This window comes from Pontibacter populi, assembly GCF_040278685.1.
Classification (GTDB): domain Bacteria; phylum Bacteroidota; class Bacteroidia; order Cytophagales; family Hymenobacteraceae; genus Pontibacter; species Pontibacter populi.
The window spans coordinates 364,499-377,982 of record NZ_JBEOKT010000001.1 but is presented as its reverse complement, the minus strand read 5'-3'; the positions used below and the strand labels follow the sequence as shown (position 1 = coordinate 377,982).

The window sequence follows — 13,484 nt, the reverse complement described above, 5'->3', positions numbered from 1 at the left end:
CGGCTAAAGCAGATCGCTTGCAGGGAACAAGGTGTTTGTAATAGCGAAGGGTGATGACAGCCTAAGGAGCGTTGGGCTGTATAGTTGTAGGGAAAAGCTGCGCCACAAAGCCATTGCCTGAAGGTAAGGCCGTATGGGCTGGCAAAACTTCGTCGGTTGGTGTTGCAAAAGCAGGAAACGGAGCCGGCAAAGTAGCCTGCTGCAGGTTTAAGGTTACAAAAGAGGTGGTAGCCTCCAACGATACCTTTTGCTTTACAACTGTTTTGGTTTCCGGAGCAGGTGCGTCTGTTACACGCGGCGTTTCCTGCCTGGTTGTATTATCTGCCGGTAACACATAAGCACGAACCTCCTGGCCATTGAGCATAAGCGCCCAAAGCAGGGTTACCGACATCAAAAGATATCTGAAGTGTTGTGCTATAGTTGTGGTTTTCGGCATGTGTAGTTACAAATGTAACTTCTTTCCTGTAAAAATAAAATCGTTAGCGGTTTACTTCTATAAAACGCTTTACGTCGTGCTTTTTCCCGATCAGGATCAGGATATCAGAAGGATAGATAATGGTATCGGCTTTTGGTACACCAATAATGTGTTCTACCTGGGTTGGCTTACCATCCTGTATTTCCTCAAAAAAGCGCTTTATAGTTATCATGTTGAGGTTATACTTCTCGCGGAGCGATATTTTAGCAAGGCTTTTGTTGGCAATACCACGCGGTGTATTAATCTCCACGATCTCATAGTTGTCAGGCAGGGGCAGGAACGTGCGGATACTTGGCTGTAACAATCTTTCAGCTACAGTTTTACCAACTTCCCCTTCCGGCGACAGGATCTCCTGCACACCCATTTTTTCGAGGATGCGGCGCTGCTGTTTGTTGGAGGCACGGGTAATTACGCGCTTTACATTCAGTTCCTGCAGGTTAGCCGTTGTTATCAGTAAGGCTTCAAAGTCTTCGCCAATGGCTACAATTACAGCTTCCATGTCCTGGATGTTCTGCGCTTCCAGGGCACGGATATCGGTTGCGTCGAGGGCAACAGCGTAGGCAACATCATCTTTAATGTCTTCTACATATTCTTCCTCGCTATCAATGGCAAGTACTTCGGCGCCGCGCTCGGCAAGCGTGCGGGCAATAGAGTTGCCAAATATACCCAGACCTATAACTGCGAACTTGTGCCTCATGGTTTTACTTTATTTTTGAGTTAAGGAAAGTGGTCAGTACCTCCAGCCCTTTTTCAAAGTTATTATTATTCGGGATAATAATATCAGCGTCGTTTTTGTAAGGCTTAATATATTTTTCGTAGGTAGGCGCTACATGGTGTGTGTAGCGGTACAATACGTCGTCGAGGTCGTAGCCGCGCTCTACTTTATCGCGAACTATACGGCGCTGCAGTTTTATGTATTCTTTGGCGTCGATGTATACTTTCAGGTCCAGCAGTTTGGCTATCTCCTCAAAGTAAAACACGAAAATACCTTCTACCACAACTATAGGCGCCGGTTTAAACTCCAGTTGCTTTGGCACTACGTTCGGGTTGTTAAAGGTATACTCGGTGCGGTAAACGGTTTCGCCCTGGCTCACTTTTAACACATCATGTGCGTAGGCTTCGTCGTCGATGCAGGAAGGAAGGTCGAAGTTGGTGACACCATTCGGGTCAGCGATCTGGTGTTCGCGCGATTTGTAATAATTGTCCTGAGAGATCAGGCAGACATTTTCTGGTGAGAATGATGTCAGTAGCTTGTTCAAAAAAGTTGTTTTTCCTGAAGCACTACCTCCTGTAATCCCGACGATGTATGGCTTTTGCATTGGAAGCTATGGTTTCAGATCACAAAATTAAGACTTTAAAACGCACAAGACCATAACTCCGGCAATAAATTTATAGTTTCTATTGCTCCTGCAGAAAACTGATGAGCTTTTGCATGGCCCTGCCACGGTGGCTGATCGCGTTTTTCTCTTCCGGGCTCATCTCGGCAAATGTCTTTTCGTGGCCTTCGGGAATAAATATCGGGTCGTAGCCAAAACCTTTGTTGCCTTTGTATTCAGTAGCTATAGTTCCGTTCACGATGCCTTCAAACTGGTATTCCTGGTTATCTAAGTACAGTGTTATGGATGTGCGGAAACGGGCTCTGCGGTTTTCCTGGCCTTCCAGCACATGAAGCAGCTTGTTTATATTGTCGGTGTCGGATCGCTGGGGGCCGGCAAAGCGGGCTGAGTAAACACCGGGCTCGCCGCAAATGGCGTCTACTTCCAAGCCGGTATCGTCGGCGAAGCAGTTTACGTTATAGTTGGCCCACACATAGTTTGCTTTCTGACGCGAGTTTCCTTCCAGCGTGTCTTGATCTTCGGCCAGTTCTTCGTTGCAACCAATATCTTCCAGGCTCAGAAGCTTGTATTTGCCTTCCAGCATCTGGCTCACTTCTGCAATTTTATTCCGGTTGTTGGTGGCAAAGCAAAGCTCTCTCATAGTTTATAGTTTGTCGGTTTTTATAGTTGGGGAGATTTACCGGATTTTATAGTTTATAGTTGTGAATTGGGCTGTTCATCGCGCTGACGCTTCAGTGCTTCGTACTTTTTGTTGTTGGCGTTCCATTTATAGTGGGCTATTACCAGGCCTATAGTTGCAAAAATTGCCAGCTTTACCAGAAACTCTGTAGATACAATCACATCCATCACTGGGCCATTATCTAACCTGAACAGTAACGAAACCACACCAACTATAGCACTATAGAGCAACACGTAGCTCGTTACATACATCGGCTTTCCTTTAGCCTGTTGCTTTGGCCATGTTTCTAACAGGTATTCTTCTTTTGATGTCATGGATTAAGGTGTTTTGGGTTTAATGGATGATGGGGTAAGGGTCAATTTTTATTAAACTCCGATATGAGAAGCGTATTAAATAAACCATTACTTGAGTGCTCATTTAAGAAGAGGCAGTATAGTGTGGCTGTTGCTCCTTTTTTTACTTCCTTTTTAAGAGGTTTCTCAAGCTGTTTTTGTATTGGTGCCCAAAACGTCAATTCCCCTACCTGAAATAAATACTCATTCTCAACCATACTATTGAGTTGAGATGCGTCTCCACCAAATAATTTAAAGACATTTCCCATCGATTTCATGACTTTGGAATCAATAGTTCTCTTCTCTCCTAAGTATGTAGCTGAAAAACTATACTTATCAAATCGGGTATAGTATTCCCTTTTGCCTTTAGTTGCATCGATACTATCAGCATAATGTTGTTCCCAGTTAAGTACTTTGAGAATGTCTACTTTCGGATAGTTTTTGTTCCATTCGGCAAAATCACTCTGAGCTTTTACATCAGCGATAAAAGAAAAAGCAACGAACAATGTTAGTAGGATATACTTCATGTGTATAGATTTTGAATCTTAATGCAGATACGCGGCAACTTCCTGCTCCTGTAACACAACTTCCACGTGCTCGCGTAAGGTGGTAGCCAACGAATAACCAGTATAAGTTGCTGCGACAGGGTATAAGGTGTGGTGACGATTTACCAGCGTGGCGATCTCTACTTTTTTCGGGTTCTGGGGCAGGAACGAGTTTAAGGTATAAGCCAGTGTTTTGCCGGTGTTCAGCACATCATCTACTATAATTACTACCTTGCCGGCTATAGTTATAGTTTCAGGCTCAAGCTGCACAGGCACTTCCAGCGGACTCACTTTGCTTAGTTTTATAGTTAGCAGCTGCACGTTTATCGGCGATATGCTGCGTAGTTGGGTGGCCAGCATCTCGGCAAGCACAGAACCGTTCTGGTGTATGCCGGCCAGCACCAGCTCCTGCTCCTCAAAGTTATGCTCATAAATCTCGTAGGCCATGCGCTTTACTTTCTGCTCTATCTGCGTCTGGTCCAGTATCAGGTGTTGGTGCGGGTGTGTCATAGTTTATAGTTGGTTACTTGCCCGGCGGCTAAAGCAAAGTTAGAAGATAATTTACAGTAGCAGAATATTTTAGGGTAAGGTTAAAATAATTTGGTGAGTAGCGTTTTAAATTTAGAAATTGTTGTTAAATTTGCAGTCCGATTTAGAAATTAAGGTTATTTAACGTTTATAATAATGAAAAAAGGCATTCACCCAGAATACAGAGAGGTTGTTTTCCATGATATGACAAGTGACTTCAAATTCATCACGCGTTCTACAATGAACTCTGATGAGTCAGTTACTATGGAAGACGGTAAAACATATCCGGTAGTTAAAGTGGAAGTTTCTTCTGCATCACACCCTTTCTACACTGGTAAAAACATTTTCGTGGATACTGCTGGTCGTGTGGAGAAATTCAACACGCGTTACAAGAAAAAGTAAGCGGTTTCACCCGGTTAAAACGTTTCTTAAAGAGTCTTTCCGTATTTTTCGGGAAGACTTTTTTATTTTTGCTCTATGAACATCATTCTCTTCGACGATCCGGTTATCCGGCAGAACCTGTTACCGCTCACGTTTACGCGCCCGGTGGCAGATATCCGCACAGGTATTTTAACTATAGCTGAAAAATGGCAGGAGCTTACTAGGCAGGTGGTTTCTTCGCTTACCCAGGATTACCTGAAGCAGAAATTTGTGCCTTACTACGATACCGAGAACTGCTACATAAACGGAGCCATTATACCTACTGCAACTATGATAGAGCAGATGAAGGGGCTGGCTTTTGGAAGCTCATACTGGCAAGGCGATACGCTGTTGGCTTATGCCGGCGACGGACTGAAGATAGACAGCGTGGATGAGCTGATGGAGAAAGCCCGCCAGAGTCAGCGCATCGAATTTGAAGGCAATGTGCTAATTCTACGCGAAGTGTGGGAGATATTTGTGCACAACGGCCGCGAGATACGCAGCGATTTTAAACTGCTGACCAAAGACCGCAAAAGCCAGCCCGTGAACGATAAGTTTACAGCCGTTTACAACGAGGAGAACATATTTATTGAAGAAGGCGCCAAAATTCGTGCAGCTGTGCTGAATGCGGAAGATGGCCCGATCTATATTGGTAAGAATGCACAGGTGCAGGAAGGCGCTTTAATAAAAGGCCCGTTTGCTTTGTGCGAAGGCAGCCACGTGAACATGGGCGCCAAAATGCGCGGCGATGTAACGGTTGGCCCTCAGTCTAAGGTTGGCGGTGAGATTAGTGCGTCGGTTATCCTGGGTTATTCCAACAAAGGCCATGACGGGTTTTTAGGCAACTCTGTCATAGGCGAGTGGTGCAACCTGGGTGCAGACTCCAACACATCGAACCTGAAGAACAACTATGCGCAGGTTAAACTATGGAACTATACGCGTGGCGGCTTCAAGAACACCGGCGAGCAGTTTTGCGGTTTAATTATGGGCGACCATAGCAAGTGCGGTATCAACACCATGTTTAATACCGGCACGGTAGTAGGCGTTAGCGCCAATATTTTCGGAACTGGTTTCCCGCGTAACTTTGTGCCTTCGTTTAGCTGGGGCGGTGCTTCGGGCTTCGAAACATACCAGTTACGCAAAGTATTTGAGGTAGCCGAAAAAGTAATGGAACGCCGCCAAAAAGCTTTAGACGAAACCGAAAAAGCGATCCTGACCGAAGTCTTCAACCAAACCCAGCAGTACAGGGTGTGGGACAAGGTTTAATTGCTAAATTGTCTGAATCAGGATTTACAGGATTAATGGATGAACAGGATTTTCAACTCCTAAACTCTATATATCCTAAACTGATTTAACTTTATAACTTCCAAACTTTCTAAACTTCTAACTATAAAGTGCAGTTCTCTCAGATACTCGGACACCAGGAAACGAAGCAGATGCTTGTAAACTCAGTGCGGCAGAACCATGTGGCGCATGCGCAGCTGTTTCTGGGCAAAGAGGGAAGTGCGAACCTGGCATTAGCACTGGCTTATGCTACTTACATCAACTGCGAAAACAAGCAGCCCGACGATTCATGTGGAACATGCAGCAGCTGCACTAAAATAAACAAGCTGGTACACCCGGACTTCAACTTTGTGATGCCGGTTACTGCTACTAAAAATGTAGCTGCTAAAGATGCTCTAAGCCAGAAATTCCTGACGCAGTGGCGCGAGTTTGTACTTGCCAGCCCGTACCAGGGCCTGAACGAGTGGATGCAGCACATCGGCGCTGAGAACAAGCAAGGCAATATCTCGAAAGAAGAAAGCCGCCAACTGGTAAAACTGGTTTCTTTAAAAGCATTTGAAGGCGACTACAAGATTGTGCTGATCTGGTTGCCGGAACTGATGCACCCGTTTGCCGCCAATGCCCTGCTGAAATTACTGGAAGAGCCGCCGGCAAAAACGGTGTTCCTGCTGGTGTCGCAGTCTGCGGAGAAGCTGCTGGCAACTATAACATCGCGTACGCAGATAGTGCAGGTGCGTAATTTTACCGAAGAAGAAGTAATAACCTGGCTGCAGCAAAACTATAGCACCGACCAGACCACTGCGTACCAGGTAGCACAGCTGGCCGAAGGCAACCTGAATGCCGCCGCTAACCTACTCTCCGAAGTAAGCTCCGATTATTTCACGTTTTTCAGGGAGTGGCTGCGTAGCTGTTACGGTTACAAGTTTGGCGAACTGATAGATATGAGTGAAGATTTCCAGAAACTGGGTCGTGAGAACCAGAAGAACTTTTTGCTGTATGCGCTTAACCTGTTCCGGAAAGTGATGTTGTATGGCGTTGATGCCAGCCTGATAAAATACCTGCCAGCTGATGAAATGGACTTCGTGCAGAAATTCTCGAAACTGTTTAACCAGCAGAACGGCGCTTTAATGGCCGAAGAACTGAACCAGGCACATTACCACATCGAGCGGAACGCCAACCCTAAAATTGTTTTCGTAGACAGCTCTATACAGATCGCGCATTATTTGCGTGGCAACTATTAAAGATCAATCATGCAGACAGCAACAGAAATAAAAACGATAAACATTGGTACGCGCGGCAGCAAACTGGCGCTTTGGCAGGCAAACACCGTAGCCGACAGGTTACAGGCTGCCGGCTTTGCTACTGAGATCGTCATCATCAGCACTAAAGGTGACCAAGTTCTTGATAAGTCTTTAGATAAAATTGGCTCAAAAGGCGTTTTTACCGAAGAACTGGAAGACCAGCTGCGCGATGGTAGCGTTGATATTGCTGTACACAGCGCCAAAGATGTGCAGTCCACGATACCAGCCGACCTGGAACTGATCGCTTTTATGGAGCGCGAGGTAGTGAACGACGTTATTTTGAGCTTTAACCCTGATTTTAAACTGGAGCGCGATAGCAACGCAACTATAGGTACATCCTCAACACGCCGCCGCGCTCTGCTTAAAAAATACTACCCAAACGTAAAAACCGCCGAATCTCGTGGTAACCTGCAAACCCGCCTGAAGAAGCTGGAAGACGGGCAGTTTGATGCTCTGATGCTGGCTTATGCCGGTGTTTACCGCATGGGCTATGATAACCTGATCGTGCATACGTTTCCGGAAAATGAGTTTGTGCCAGCTGCAGGGCAGGGGAGTGTGGCCGTAGAGTGTGCCCGCAACATGGCTGCCGATCTGAAGGCAGGTATTAAAGCCGCACTGAACCACGAAGAGACCCACCATTGCCTGCTGGCCGAGCGTGCTTTCCTGAGAACAATGGAAGGTGGTTGCAGCATACCATCATTTGCATTGGCCACACTGAAAGATGAAAACACCTTAAGCATACAGGGCGGGTTGGTTAGCTTAGATGGGCAAAAGCACTTATATGAAATTTTCGAAGCCCCGATAACAGAAGCCGAAACTATAGGCGTAAAGCTTGCTGAAACTATACTTGGTCAGGGTGGCGTAGAGATTTTGAAAGAGATCAGAGCTGAAAGAGGCGAGTAACAAGGACTAAGATTTTTAAGATTCAGGGATTTCAGGATTAAGCTGGCCCGGGATTAAAGCAAATTTAGAAGGTTACTTAAGATTTGAAGAGACGCAATATATTGCGTCTCTTTTTTTTGACCAGTAATTAAGGGGATAAATGATGATGTAGTATGATTTTATTTCTCTTTATGCCGCAAGTTTAGCGGCAGCGTAACTTGTGGCTGTGTATGGTAGCAAGTTTTTAACTTGCGTTGCTTTGAAAAAGCAAAACCAACTATAGCTGCAACTATAGAACTATAAATTATAGATTATCTGAACTATAGAGTAGAGTTAACATTTTTCTGATGGCGCAGAAAGCCAGTTACAAGCTGGCGTCATAATAAACCACAAGTTACGCTGCCGCTAAACTTACGGCATGTCTGATGAATCTATTTAATCCCAATTAAACTGCGGCTCAAACATAATCTTACAATCCATTTAATTCTGTAAATCTCAGTTCTGTTTGGATTACAGCGAAAAAATGGGAAACTTCAAGCTTCGGAAAACTATATTAACTATGAGACTACATAAAATACTTTGCGCTATAGTAGCGCTGCTGTTTTTAGTACCCGTAACTGTATCTGCCCAAAAACTAAAAGGTAAAGACCAACTGGTAACTATCAGTACACCTCAGGGCGATATTAAACTGGTGCTTTTTGATGATACTCCGAAGCATAAAGAGAATTTTCTGAAGCTAGCAAAGGAGGGTTTTTACGATGGCACAACCTTCCATAGAGTGATAGACGGCTTTATGATACAGGGCGGCGACCCGAACAGCAAAGACGATAACCCGAACAATGATGGTGCTGGTGGTCCTGGTTACACCGTTCCTGCCGAGATAACTCCAAACCATAAACATGTGCGTGGCGCGGTAGCTGCTGCCAGAATGGGCGACCAGGTAAACCCAATGAAAGAATCGAGCGGATCGCAGTTTTACATAGTTGAGAACCATGACGGCACTCCAATGCTGGACGAAGCCTATACTGTTTTCGGGCAGGTAGTGGATGGACTGGATGTGATAGACAAGATAGCAGAGCAGCCAAAGAACCAGCGCGACCGTCCGCTTACAGATGTTAAAATGAAGGTAACTGTAGAAAGCGTGAAGAAAAAGAAGATCGCCAAAAAGTATAAGTACAACTATAACCAGCCTGCTGCCTAACTATAACTATGAAGCGAATACTGATCACGGGGTCGAACGGACTTTTAGGGCAGAAACTGGCGGAGCTTTTACTTAACCAGCCCGACGTTGAAATACTGGCTACCAGCCGCGGCGAAAATAAACTGGCAACTATACTGCCGCAGGTGCCTTTTGCCTCGCTGGACGTAACTGACAAAGCGCAGGTAGAAACTATAGTTGCAGACTTCAGGCCGACCCACATTATACACACGGCTGCCATGACCAACGTGGACCAGTGCGAAACCGACCGCGAGGGCGCTCTGCTGCTTAACCGTGATGCCGTGCAATTCCTGGTTGATGCCTGCGAGAAATATAATGTGCACCTGATCCATGTGTCTACGGACTTTATATTTGACGGCGAAGACGGACCTTATAGCGAAGATGCAGAAGCTAACCCGGTAAATTTTTATGGCGAAACCAAACGCCTGGCCGAAGAGATAGTAAGGAAAGCCAAATGCAAATGGGCCATACTACGCACTGTACTGGTTTATGGTGTAGCCCACGACTATGGCCGCACCAACATTGTGCTGTGGGTGCGCGATAGTTTGCAGGCCGGTAAAGTTATTAAAGTCGTAGATGATCAGTTCCGGACGCCAACCCTGGCCGAGGATCTGGCGATGGGTTGCTGGCTGGCTGCTAAGCACGATGCCGAAGGTATTTACCACATCTCCGGCTCCGAAATGCTGACCCCTTACGACATGGCCCTGCAGGTAGCCGATTACTTTAACCTCGACAAATCGCTGATTGATAAGGCAGATGGCAATACCTTCACGCAACCGGCAAAGCGCCCGCCTAAAACCGGGTTCATCATCACAAAAGCTAAAAAAGACTTAGGCTATCGTCCGCACTCTTTCGCCGAAGGCATCCGGGTTGTGGCCGAGCAGGCTGCGCAATAGTTGTTTTCAGGTTCGTCCCGGGATAATCGTGTTTGGTCGGTAAAATATTAAAAATATAGAATTTAATATGGCACTCTCGCATGCAATCCCTAAATTGTAAGCTTAAAGTCAGAATACTATACACTTAACAACCTAACTAAACTAATCAACTTCTACCTTTTTTATGAGTGCTAACAAAGAATCCTGGGGCTCACGAGTGGGTCTCATTCTGGCCATGGCCGGTAATGCTGTTGGTCTCGGTAACTTCCTGAGGTTTCCGGTTCAGGCCGTGCAGAATGGCGGTGGCGCATTTATTATTCCTTACCTGGTTTGTTTCCTGGTAATGGGTATTCCGCTTTTATGGATCGAGTGGTCGATTGGTCGCTTCGGTGGCAAATTCGGTCACCATTCTACTCCGTTCATACTTGATACCATGCACCGTCATCGCCTTTGGAAGTACATTGGCGTATTCGGTATCTGGACCAATATTGCAGTAGCGGCTTACTACTGTTACCTGGAGTCGTGGACACTATCGTACATGTTCCACTCGCTTGCCGGTACTTTCAGTGGCATGGACCAGAACGCTGTTTCTGCTTTCTTTAACGAGTACGTTAACCTGGGTGAATCTACATTCGGTATCCCTTATGAACCGATCGTTTTCTTTGTAATTTGCTTGTTGCTTAACACCTGGATATTATCTCAGGGCTTAGCAAAAGGGGTGGAGCGTGTTGCTAAAGTTGGTATGCCGTTGCTGATCTTATTCGGTGCTTTCCTGGCTTATAAAGGCTTTACTATTGTAGCCGGCGAGAACGGTGCGATTAACGATAGCGCAGTAGGCCTAAACTTCCTGTGGACACCAAACTACGAGCAGCTTTGGTCGCCAAGTGTTTGGTTAGCAGCTGCCGGTCAGATCTTCTTTACCCTGTCAGTAGGTATGGGTACGGTGCATTGCTACGCTTCTTATGTTCGCTCTAAAGACGATATTGCCCTTAATGCGATGTCGGCAGGTTGGATGAACGAGTTTGTGGAAGTTGTACTGGGTGGTGCTATCCTAATCCCGATCTCTATCGGTTACCTGGGCATCGACCGTGTAACAGAACTGGTGCAGAGTGGTGGCCTTGGACTTGGTTTCCGTACGTTACCTTACCTGTTTTACCAGTGGGGTGATGTGCTTGGTGCTGTTGCCGGCTTTATGTGGTTTGGTTTGCTGTTCTTTGCCGGTATCACTTCGTCGCTGGCGATGGGTACACCCTGGATCGGCTTCCTGCAGGATGAGTTTAACTGGCGCCGTAAATCAGCAGCCTGGTCATTCGGCCTGATCGTACTGGTGTTGGGTATGCCAACTGTGTTGTTCTTTAACTATGGCGTATTTGATGAATATGACTACTGGGCAGGTACAGTTTCTCTGGTAGTGTTTGCCTTACTCGAGACTATACTGTTTGCCTGGGTATTCGGTATGGATAAAGGCTGGAGAGAGATCAATTCAGGTTCTGACATTAAAGTACCGGGTATTTATCGCTTCATCATCAAATTTGTGACACCACTGTTGTTGCTTTGGGTATTTGTTGGCTCGCTTATCACACCAAAAGGTGGCGACTGGGGAGCTGCTTTAAGTGGCGAATGGATACTGGACGATAGTTCGATCATTAAGAAGCTGATGAACAGTGGCCTGAAACAACAATTGGCTGCCGCTACAGATCCTGCGCAAATTGCCCACCTGGAAGATACGTTGTTCTTTGTGAATGCATCGCGTATACTGTTGGTAACTGTATTCCTGAGCCTTGCGCTGTTGGTATACATTGCGTATAAAAAAAGAGTTAGAGAAGGTAGAATCTAAGAAACCATGAATACATCTGCATTGATCATCATGCTCACAACCTTGCTCCTGGTAACAGGGTTGATGATATATTTTTTCGCGTTGGTGCTTAGAACACCACCGAAACCGGAGCCAGACTCGTATCTGGAGAACGACGATGACCCGGGGCGTCAGCCGATGCTGTAATATATGAGAAAACTAAAGCACTGGATACGTAACTACTTTGGCTTTTCGCAGAGCGAGGTAAACGGTTTCTTGTTGCTGATAACCATAATGGTGCTGCTTACGGCAGCACCATTTCTTTTTTCAAAACTTTATAGTTCGGGCCAAACTATAAGCACCAGCACATCAGATAAAAAGCTGTTGGATAGCCTGGTCGCACAACTGGAAACGGTTCCGGACAACTATAGACGAGGACCAAACGCAGTGCCTGCTGTGCCCCTTCGTGCTTTTAACCCAAACGCATTAACCCTGGATCAATGGCAGGCGTTTGGGGTGCCGAAATACCTGAGCCAGCGTATTTTAAACTATAGGGCTAAGGTTGGAGATCTTACTTATAAAGCAGAACTGGGAAGAATTTATGGCATGCCTGATTCTGTTTTTAAGCGGCTTTACCCATTTATAGATCTTCCAGAAACCAGGCCCGACAACTATAGCCGCAACAGAAGCATCGGTAGCAGCCGGCCACGGCCTACACCTAATTGGGATGCAAAACCCCGCGAAAAGTTTATACTTGCCCCTTTTAACATAAATACTGCCGATACTGCCCAACTAAAGCAGATACGGGGTATTGGTAGTAAATTATCGGCGCGCATAGTGAAGTACCGCGACAGGCTGGGTGGCTTTTATAGTTTGCAGCAGTTAGCTGAAGTGTATGGGCTACAACCTGAAATAATAGACAGCCTCAACAAGTACACCTTTGTAGCCAAAGCGCATGCGCCAAAACCTGTAAACCTGAATACCGCAACGATAGAAGAACTGCGCACCCACCCGTATATGACATCGAACCTGGCCCGCGCTATAGTTGCTTACCGCGAGCAGCACGGGCGGTTTGAGAGCGTGGAAGAGTTGAAAAAGATTAAAATAGTAAAGCCCGAACAGTACGAAAAACTGAAGCCTTACCTGGGAGTGTAAAAGAATACACTCGTGGTGTTGTAACTTGAAGGAATGAGTAAAAGCTTGTCAGGTCACATCTTTTATGAAGATAAAGGAACTGCCTATAACCTGAAACTTAAGCTGTAAAGGAAACTATAGTTAAGCTGATATCTTCTTGAAAATGCTGCGGCCGGTAAAGAACAGACCTGCTAAACTCAGCAGCATCAGCATAGCTTTGCCAGTAAAGTAACCCCAGCCGAATTCGTTTAGCCTGTAGATATCGATAGAGAAAACGATGCTGCCGGTAACTATAAGCAACAGTACAAATACACAAAGTAAAACAAAACGCATAGGTAGAGAAATAGGTCAGGGGAAGCAGAACTTCCCCTGAATTAATTATTTGGTTACAGTTGTAGTTGTTGGCGTGTAGATACCGAACGTTAAACCTGCAATCAGACCATCCAGAAATGAGTGCTCTGTCTTAACAGTGTAATCTGTAGCGCCACCAGCCATTTCAGCAGGGTTAGAAACACCAACCGGAGCAAGACCATAGATCACGTAGTGGTTCATTTTTCTTACTTGCGTGTTGCCCTGTGCACCGTTACCAACTACAGTAGTGTAAGTGTAGCAAGATGTCATCATAGTAGACATCAGCAGGCCAGCAGCCAGCATTTTAAAAGTTCTTTTCATTTGGCT

Annotated in this window: 18 protein-coding genes; 9 read left to right on the top strand and 9 right to left on the bottom strand. The window is 45.8% G+C overall.

What is annotated here, in order from left to right; all coding sequences use genetic code 11:
• Positions 1 to 61: 61 nt before the first annotated feature.
• The 7 genes from ABS362_RS01590 to ABS362_RS01560 all read right to left on the bottom strand — a co-directional run bounded on the left by ABS362_RS01590 (position 62) and on the right by ABS362_RS01560 (position 3,878).
• The gene (locus ABS362_RS01590) at positions 62 to 436 is read right to left on the bottom strand and encodes an RNA methyltransferase (RefSeq protein WP_350410389.1); all 375 of its coding nucleotides are present in this window, start codon (positions 434 to 436) and stop codon (positions 62 to 64) included.
• A gap of 43 nt (positions 437 to 479) precedes the next feature.
• On the bottom strand, positions 480 to 1,172 hold the full coding sequence (locus tag ABS362_RS01585; RefSeq protein WP_350410387.1) for a potassium channel family protein: 693 nt from the start codon (positions 1,170 to 1,172) through the stop codon (positions 480 to 482).
• 4 nt (positions 1,173 to 1,176) lie between these two features.
• Entirely contained in the window at positions 1,177 to 1,794 is a 618-nt protein-coding gene (locus ABS362_RS01580) for a uridine kinase family protein (protein ID WP_350410386.1), read from the bottom strand.
• Between the two features lie 79 nt (positions 1,795 to 1,873).
• A complete protein-coding gene (locus ABS362_RS01575) occupies positions 1,874 to 2,452 on the bottom strand; it encodes a non-canonical purine NTP diphosphatase (RefSeq protein WP_350410384.1) in 579 nt (192 codons plus the stop codon).
• A 53-nt stretch (positions 2,453 to 2,505) separates the two neighbouring features.
• Positions 2,506 to 2,805: a hypothetical protein gene (locus ABS362_RS01570; RefSeq protein WP_350410382.1), complete on the bottom strand. Its 300-nt coding sequence runs from the start codon at positions 2,803 to 2,805 to the stop codon at positions 2,506 to 2,508.
• A gap of 41 nt (positions 2,806 to 2,846) precedes the next feature.
• Positions 2,847 to 3,350: a hypothetical protein gene (locus tag ABS362_RS01565; protein WP_350410381.1), complete on the bottom strand. Its 504-nt coding sequence runs from the start codon at positions 3,348 to 3,350 to the stop codon at positions 2,847 to 2,849.
• 18 nt (positions 3,351 to 3,368) lie between these two features.
• Complete coding sequence (locus ABS362_RS01560; protein ID WP_350410379.1) at positions 3,369 to 3,878, bottom strand: phosphoribosyltransferase family protein; 510 nt, start codon at positions 3,876 to 3,878, stop codon at positions 3,369 to 3,371.
• Positions 3,879 to 4,052: 174 nt separating this feature from the next.
• Here ABS362_RS01560 and ABS362_RS01555 point away from each other — a divergent pair, with 174 nt between their 5' ends.
• The 9 genes from ABS362_RS01555 (at position 4,053) to ABS362_RS01515 (ending at position 12,827) form a co-directional block, all read left to right on the top strand.
• Positions 4,053 to 4,298 (top strand): type B 50S ribosomal protein L31, encoded by a 246-nt coding sequence (locus ABS362_RS01555; protein ID WP_350410377.1) that lies wholly within the window; start codon positions 4,053 to 4,055, stop codon positions 4,296 to 4,298.
• 75 nt (positions 4,299 to 4,373) lie between these two features.
• Entirely contained in the window at positions 4,374 to 5,582 is a 1,209-nt protein-coding gene (locus tag ABS362_RS01550) for a GlmU family protein (RefSeq protein WP_350410376.1), read from the top strand.
• Positions 5,583 to 5,710: 128 nt separating this feature from the next.
• A complete protein-coding gene (locus tag ABS362_RS01545; protein WP_350410374.1) occupies positions 5,711 to 6,841 on the top strand; it encodes a DNA polymerase III subunit in 1,131 nt (376 codons plus the stop codon).
• A gap of 9 nt (positions 6,842 to 6,850) precedes the next feature.
• Complete coding sequence (gene hemC / locus ABS362_RS01540) at positions 6,851 to 7,804, top strand: hydroxymethylbilane synthase (protein ID WP_350410372.1); 954 nt, start codon at positions 6,851 to 6,853, stop codon at positions 7,802 to 7,804.
• Positions 7,805 to 8,342: 538 nt separating this feature from the next.
• Positions 8,343 to 8,984 (top strand): peptidylprolyl isomerase, encoded by a 642-nt coding sequence (locus ABS362_RS01535; RefSeq protein ID WP_350410370.1) that lies wholly within the window; start codon positions 8,343 to 8,345, stop codon positions 8,982 to 8,984.
• Positions 8,985 to 8,992: 8 nt separating this feature from the next.
• Positions 8,993 to 9,898 (top strand): SDR family oxidoreductase, encoded by a 906-nt coding sequence (locus tag ABS362_RS01530; protein WP_350410368.1) that lies wholly within the window; start codon positions 8,993 to 8,995, stop codon positions 9,896 to 9,898.
• 163 nt (positions 9,899 to 10,061) lie between these two features.
• Positions 10,062 to 11,714, top strand: coding sequence for a sodium-dependent transporter (locus ABS362_RS01525; protein ID WP_350410366.1), 1,653 nt, complete (start codon positions 10,062 to 10,064; stop codon positions 11,712 to 11,714).
• Between the two features lie 6 nt (positions 11,715 to 11,720).
• Positions 11,721 to 11,879: a hypothetical protein gene (locus ABS362_RS01520; RefSeq protein WP_350410365.1), complete on the top strand. Its 159-nt coding sequence runs from the start codon at positions 11,721 to 11,723 to the stop codon at positions 11,877 to 11,879.
• Between the two features lie 3 nt (positions 11,880 to 11,882).
• On the top strand, positions 11,883 to 12,827 hold the full coding sequence (locus ABS362_RS01515) for a ComEA family DNA-binding protein (RefSeq protein ID WP_350410364.1): 945 nt from the start codon (positions 11,883 to 11,885) through the stop codon (positions 12,825 to 12,827).
• Between the two features lie 120 nt (positions 12,828 to 12,947).
• On the opposite strand, the gene ABS362_RS01510 is transcribed toward ABS362_RS01515, so the two are convergent.
• A complete protein-coding gene (locus ABS362_RS01510) occupies positions 12,948 to 13,139 on the bottom strand; it encodes a hypothetical protein (protein ID WP_350410363.1) in 192 nt (63 codons plus the stop codon).
• Between the two features lie 45 nt (positions 13,140 to 13,184).
• The gene (locus ABS362_RS01505) at positions 13,185 to 13,478 is read right to left on the bottom strand and encodes a Bor family protein (protein WP_350410362.1); all 294 of its coding nucleotides are present in this window, start codon (positions 13,476 to 13,478) and stop codon (positions 13,185 to 13,187) included.
• Positions 13,479 to 13,484: the final 6 nt, after the last annotated feature.

Excerpts from the sequence above, each read along its gene's own strand:
- ABS362_RS01590 (WP_350410389.1), bottom strand. The coding sequence starts at position 436 with ATGCCGAAAACCACAACTATAGCACAACACTTCAGATATCTTTTGATG.
- ABS362_RS01585 (WP_350410387.1), bottom strand. The coding sequence starts at position 1,172 with ATGAGGCACAAGTTCGCAGTTATAGGTCTGGGTATATTTGGCAACTCT.
- ABS362_RS01580 (WP_350410386.1), bottom strand. The coding sequence starts at position 1,794 with ATGCAAAAGCCATACATCGTCGGGATTACAGGAGGTAGTGCTTCAGGA.
- ABS362_RS01575 (WP_350410384.1), bottom strand. The coding sequence starts at position 2,452 with ATGAGAGAGCTTTGCTTTGCCACCAACAACCGGAATAAAATTGCAGAA.
- ABS362_RS01570 (WP_350410382.1), bottom strand. The coding sequence starts at position 2,805 with ATGACATCAAAAGAAGAATACCTGTTAGAAACATGGCCAAAGCAACAG.
- ABS362_RS01565 (WP_350410381.1), bottom strand. The coding sequence starts at position 3,350 with ATGAAGTATATCCTACTAACATTGTTCGTTGCTTTTTCTTTTATCGCT.
- ABS362_RS01560 (WP_350410379.1), bottom strand. The coding sequence starts at position 3,878 with ATGACACACCCGCACCAACACCTGATACTGGACCAGACGCAGATAGAG.
- ABS362_RS01555 (WP_350410377.1), top strand. The coding sequence starts at position 4,053 with ATGAAAAAAGGCATTCACCCAGAATACAGAGAGGTTGTTTTCCATGAT.
- ABS362_RS01550 (WP_350410376.1), top strand. The coding sequence starts at position 4,374 with ATGAACATCATTCTCTTCGACGATCCGGTTATCCGGCAGAACCTGTTA.
- hemC (WP_350410372.1), top strand. The coding sequence starts at position 6,851 with ATGCAGACAGCAACAGAAATAAAAACGATAAACATTGGTACGCGCGGC.
- ABS362_RS01535 (WP_350410370.1), top strand. The coding sequence starts at position 8,343 with ATGAGACTACATAAAATACTTTGCGCTATAGTAGCGCTGCTGTTTTTA.
- ABS362_RS01530 (WP_350410368.1), top strand. The coding sequence starts at position 8,993 with ATGAAGCGAATACTGATCACGGGGTCGAACGGACTTTTAGGGCAGAAA.
- ABS362_RS01525 (WP_350410366.1), top strand. The coding sequence starts at position 10,062 with ATGAGTGCTAACAAAGAATCCTGGGGCTCACGAGTGGGTCTCATTCTG.
- ABS362_RS01520 (WP_350410365.1), top strand. The coding sequence starts at position 11,721 with ATGAATACATCTGCATTGATCATCATGCTCACAACCTTGCTCCTGGTA.
- ABS362_RS01515 (WP_350410364.1), top strand. The coding sequence starts at position 11,883 with ATGAGAAAACTAAAGCACTGGATACGTAACTACTTTGGCTTTTCGCAG.
- ABS362_RS01510 (WP_350410363.1), bottom strand. The coding sequence starts at position 13,139 with ATGCGTTTTGTTTTACTTTGTGTATTTGTACTGTTGCTTATAGTTACC.
- ABS362_RS01505 (WP_350410362.1), bottom strand. The coding sequence starts at position 13,478 with ATGAAAAGAACTTTTAAAATGCTGGCTGCTGGCCTGCTGATGTCTACT.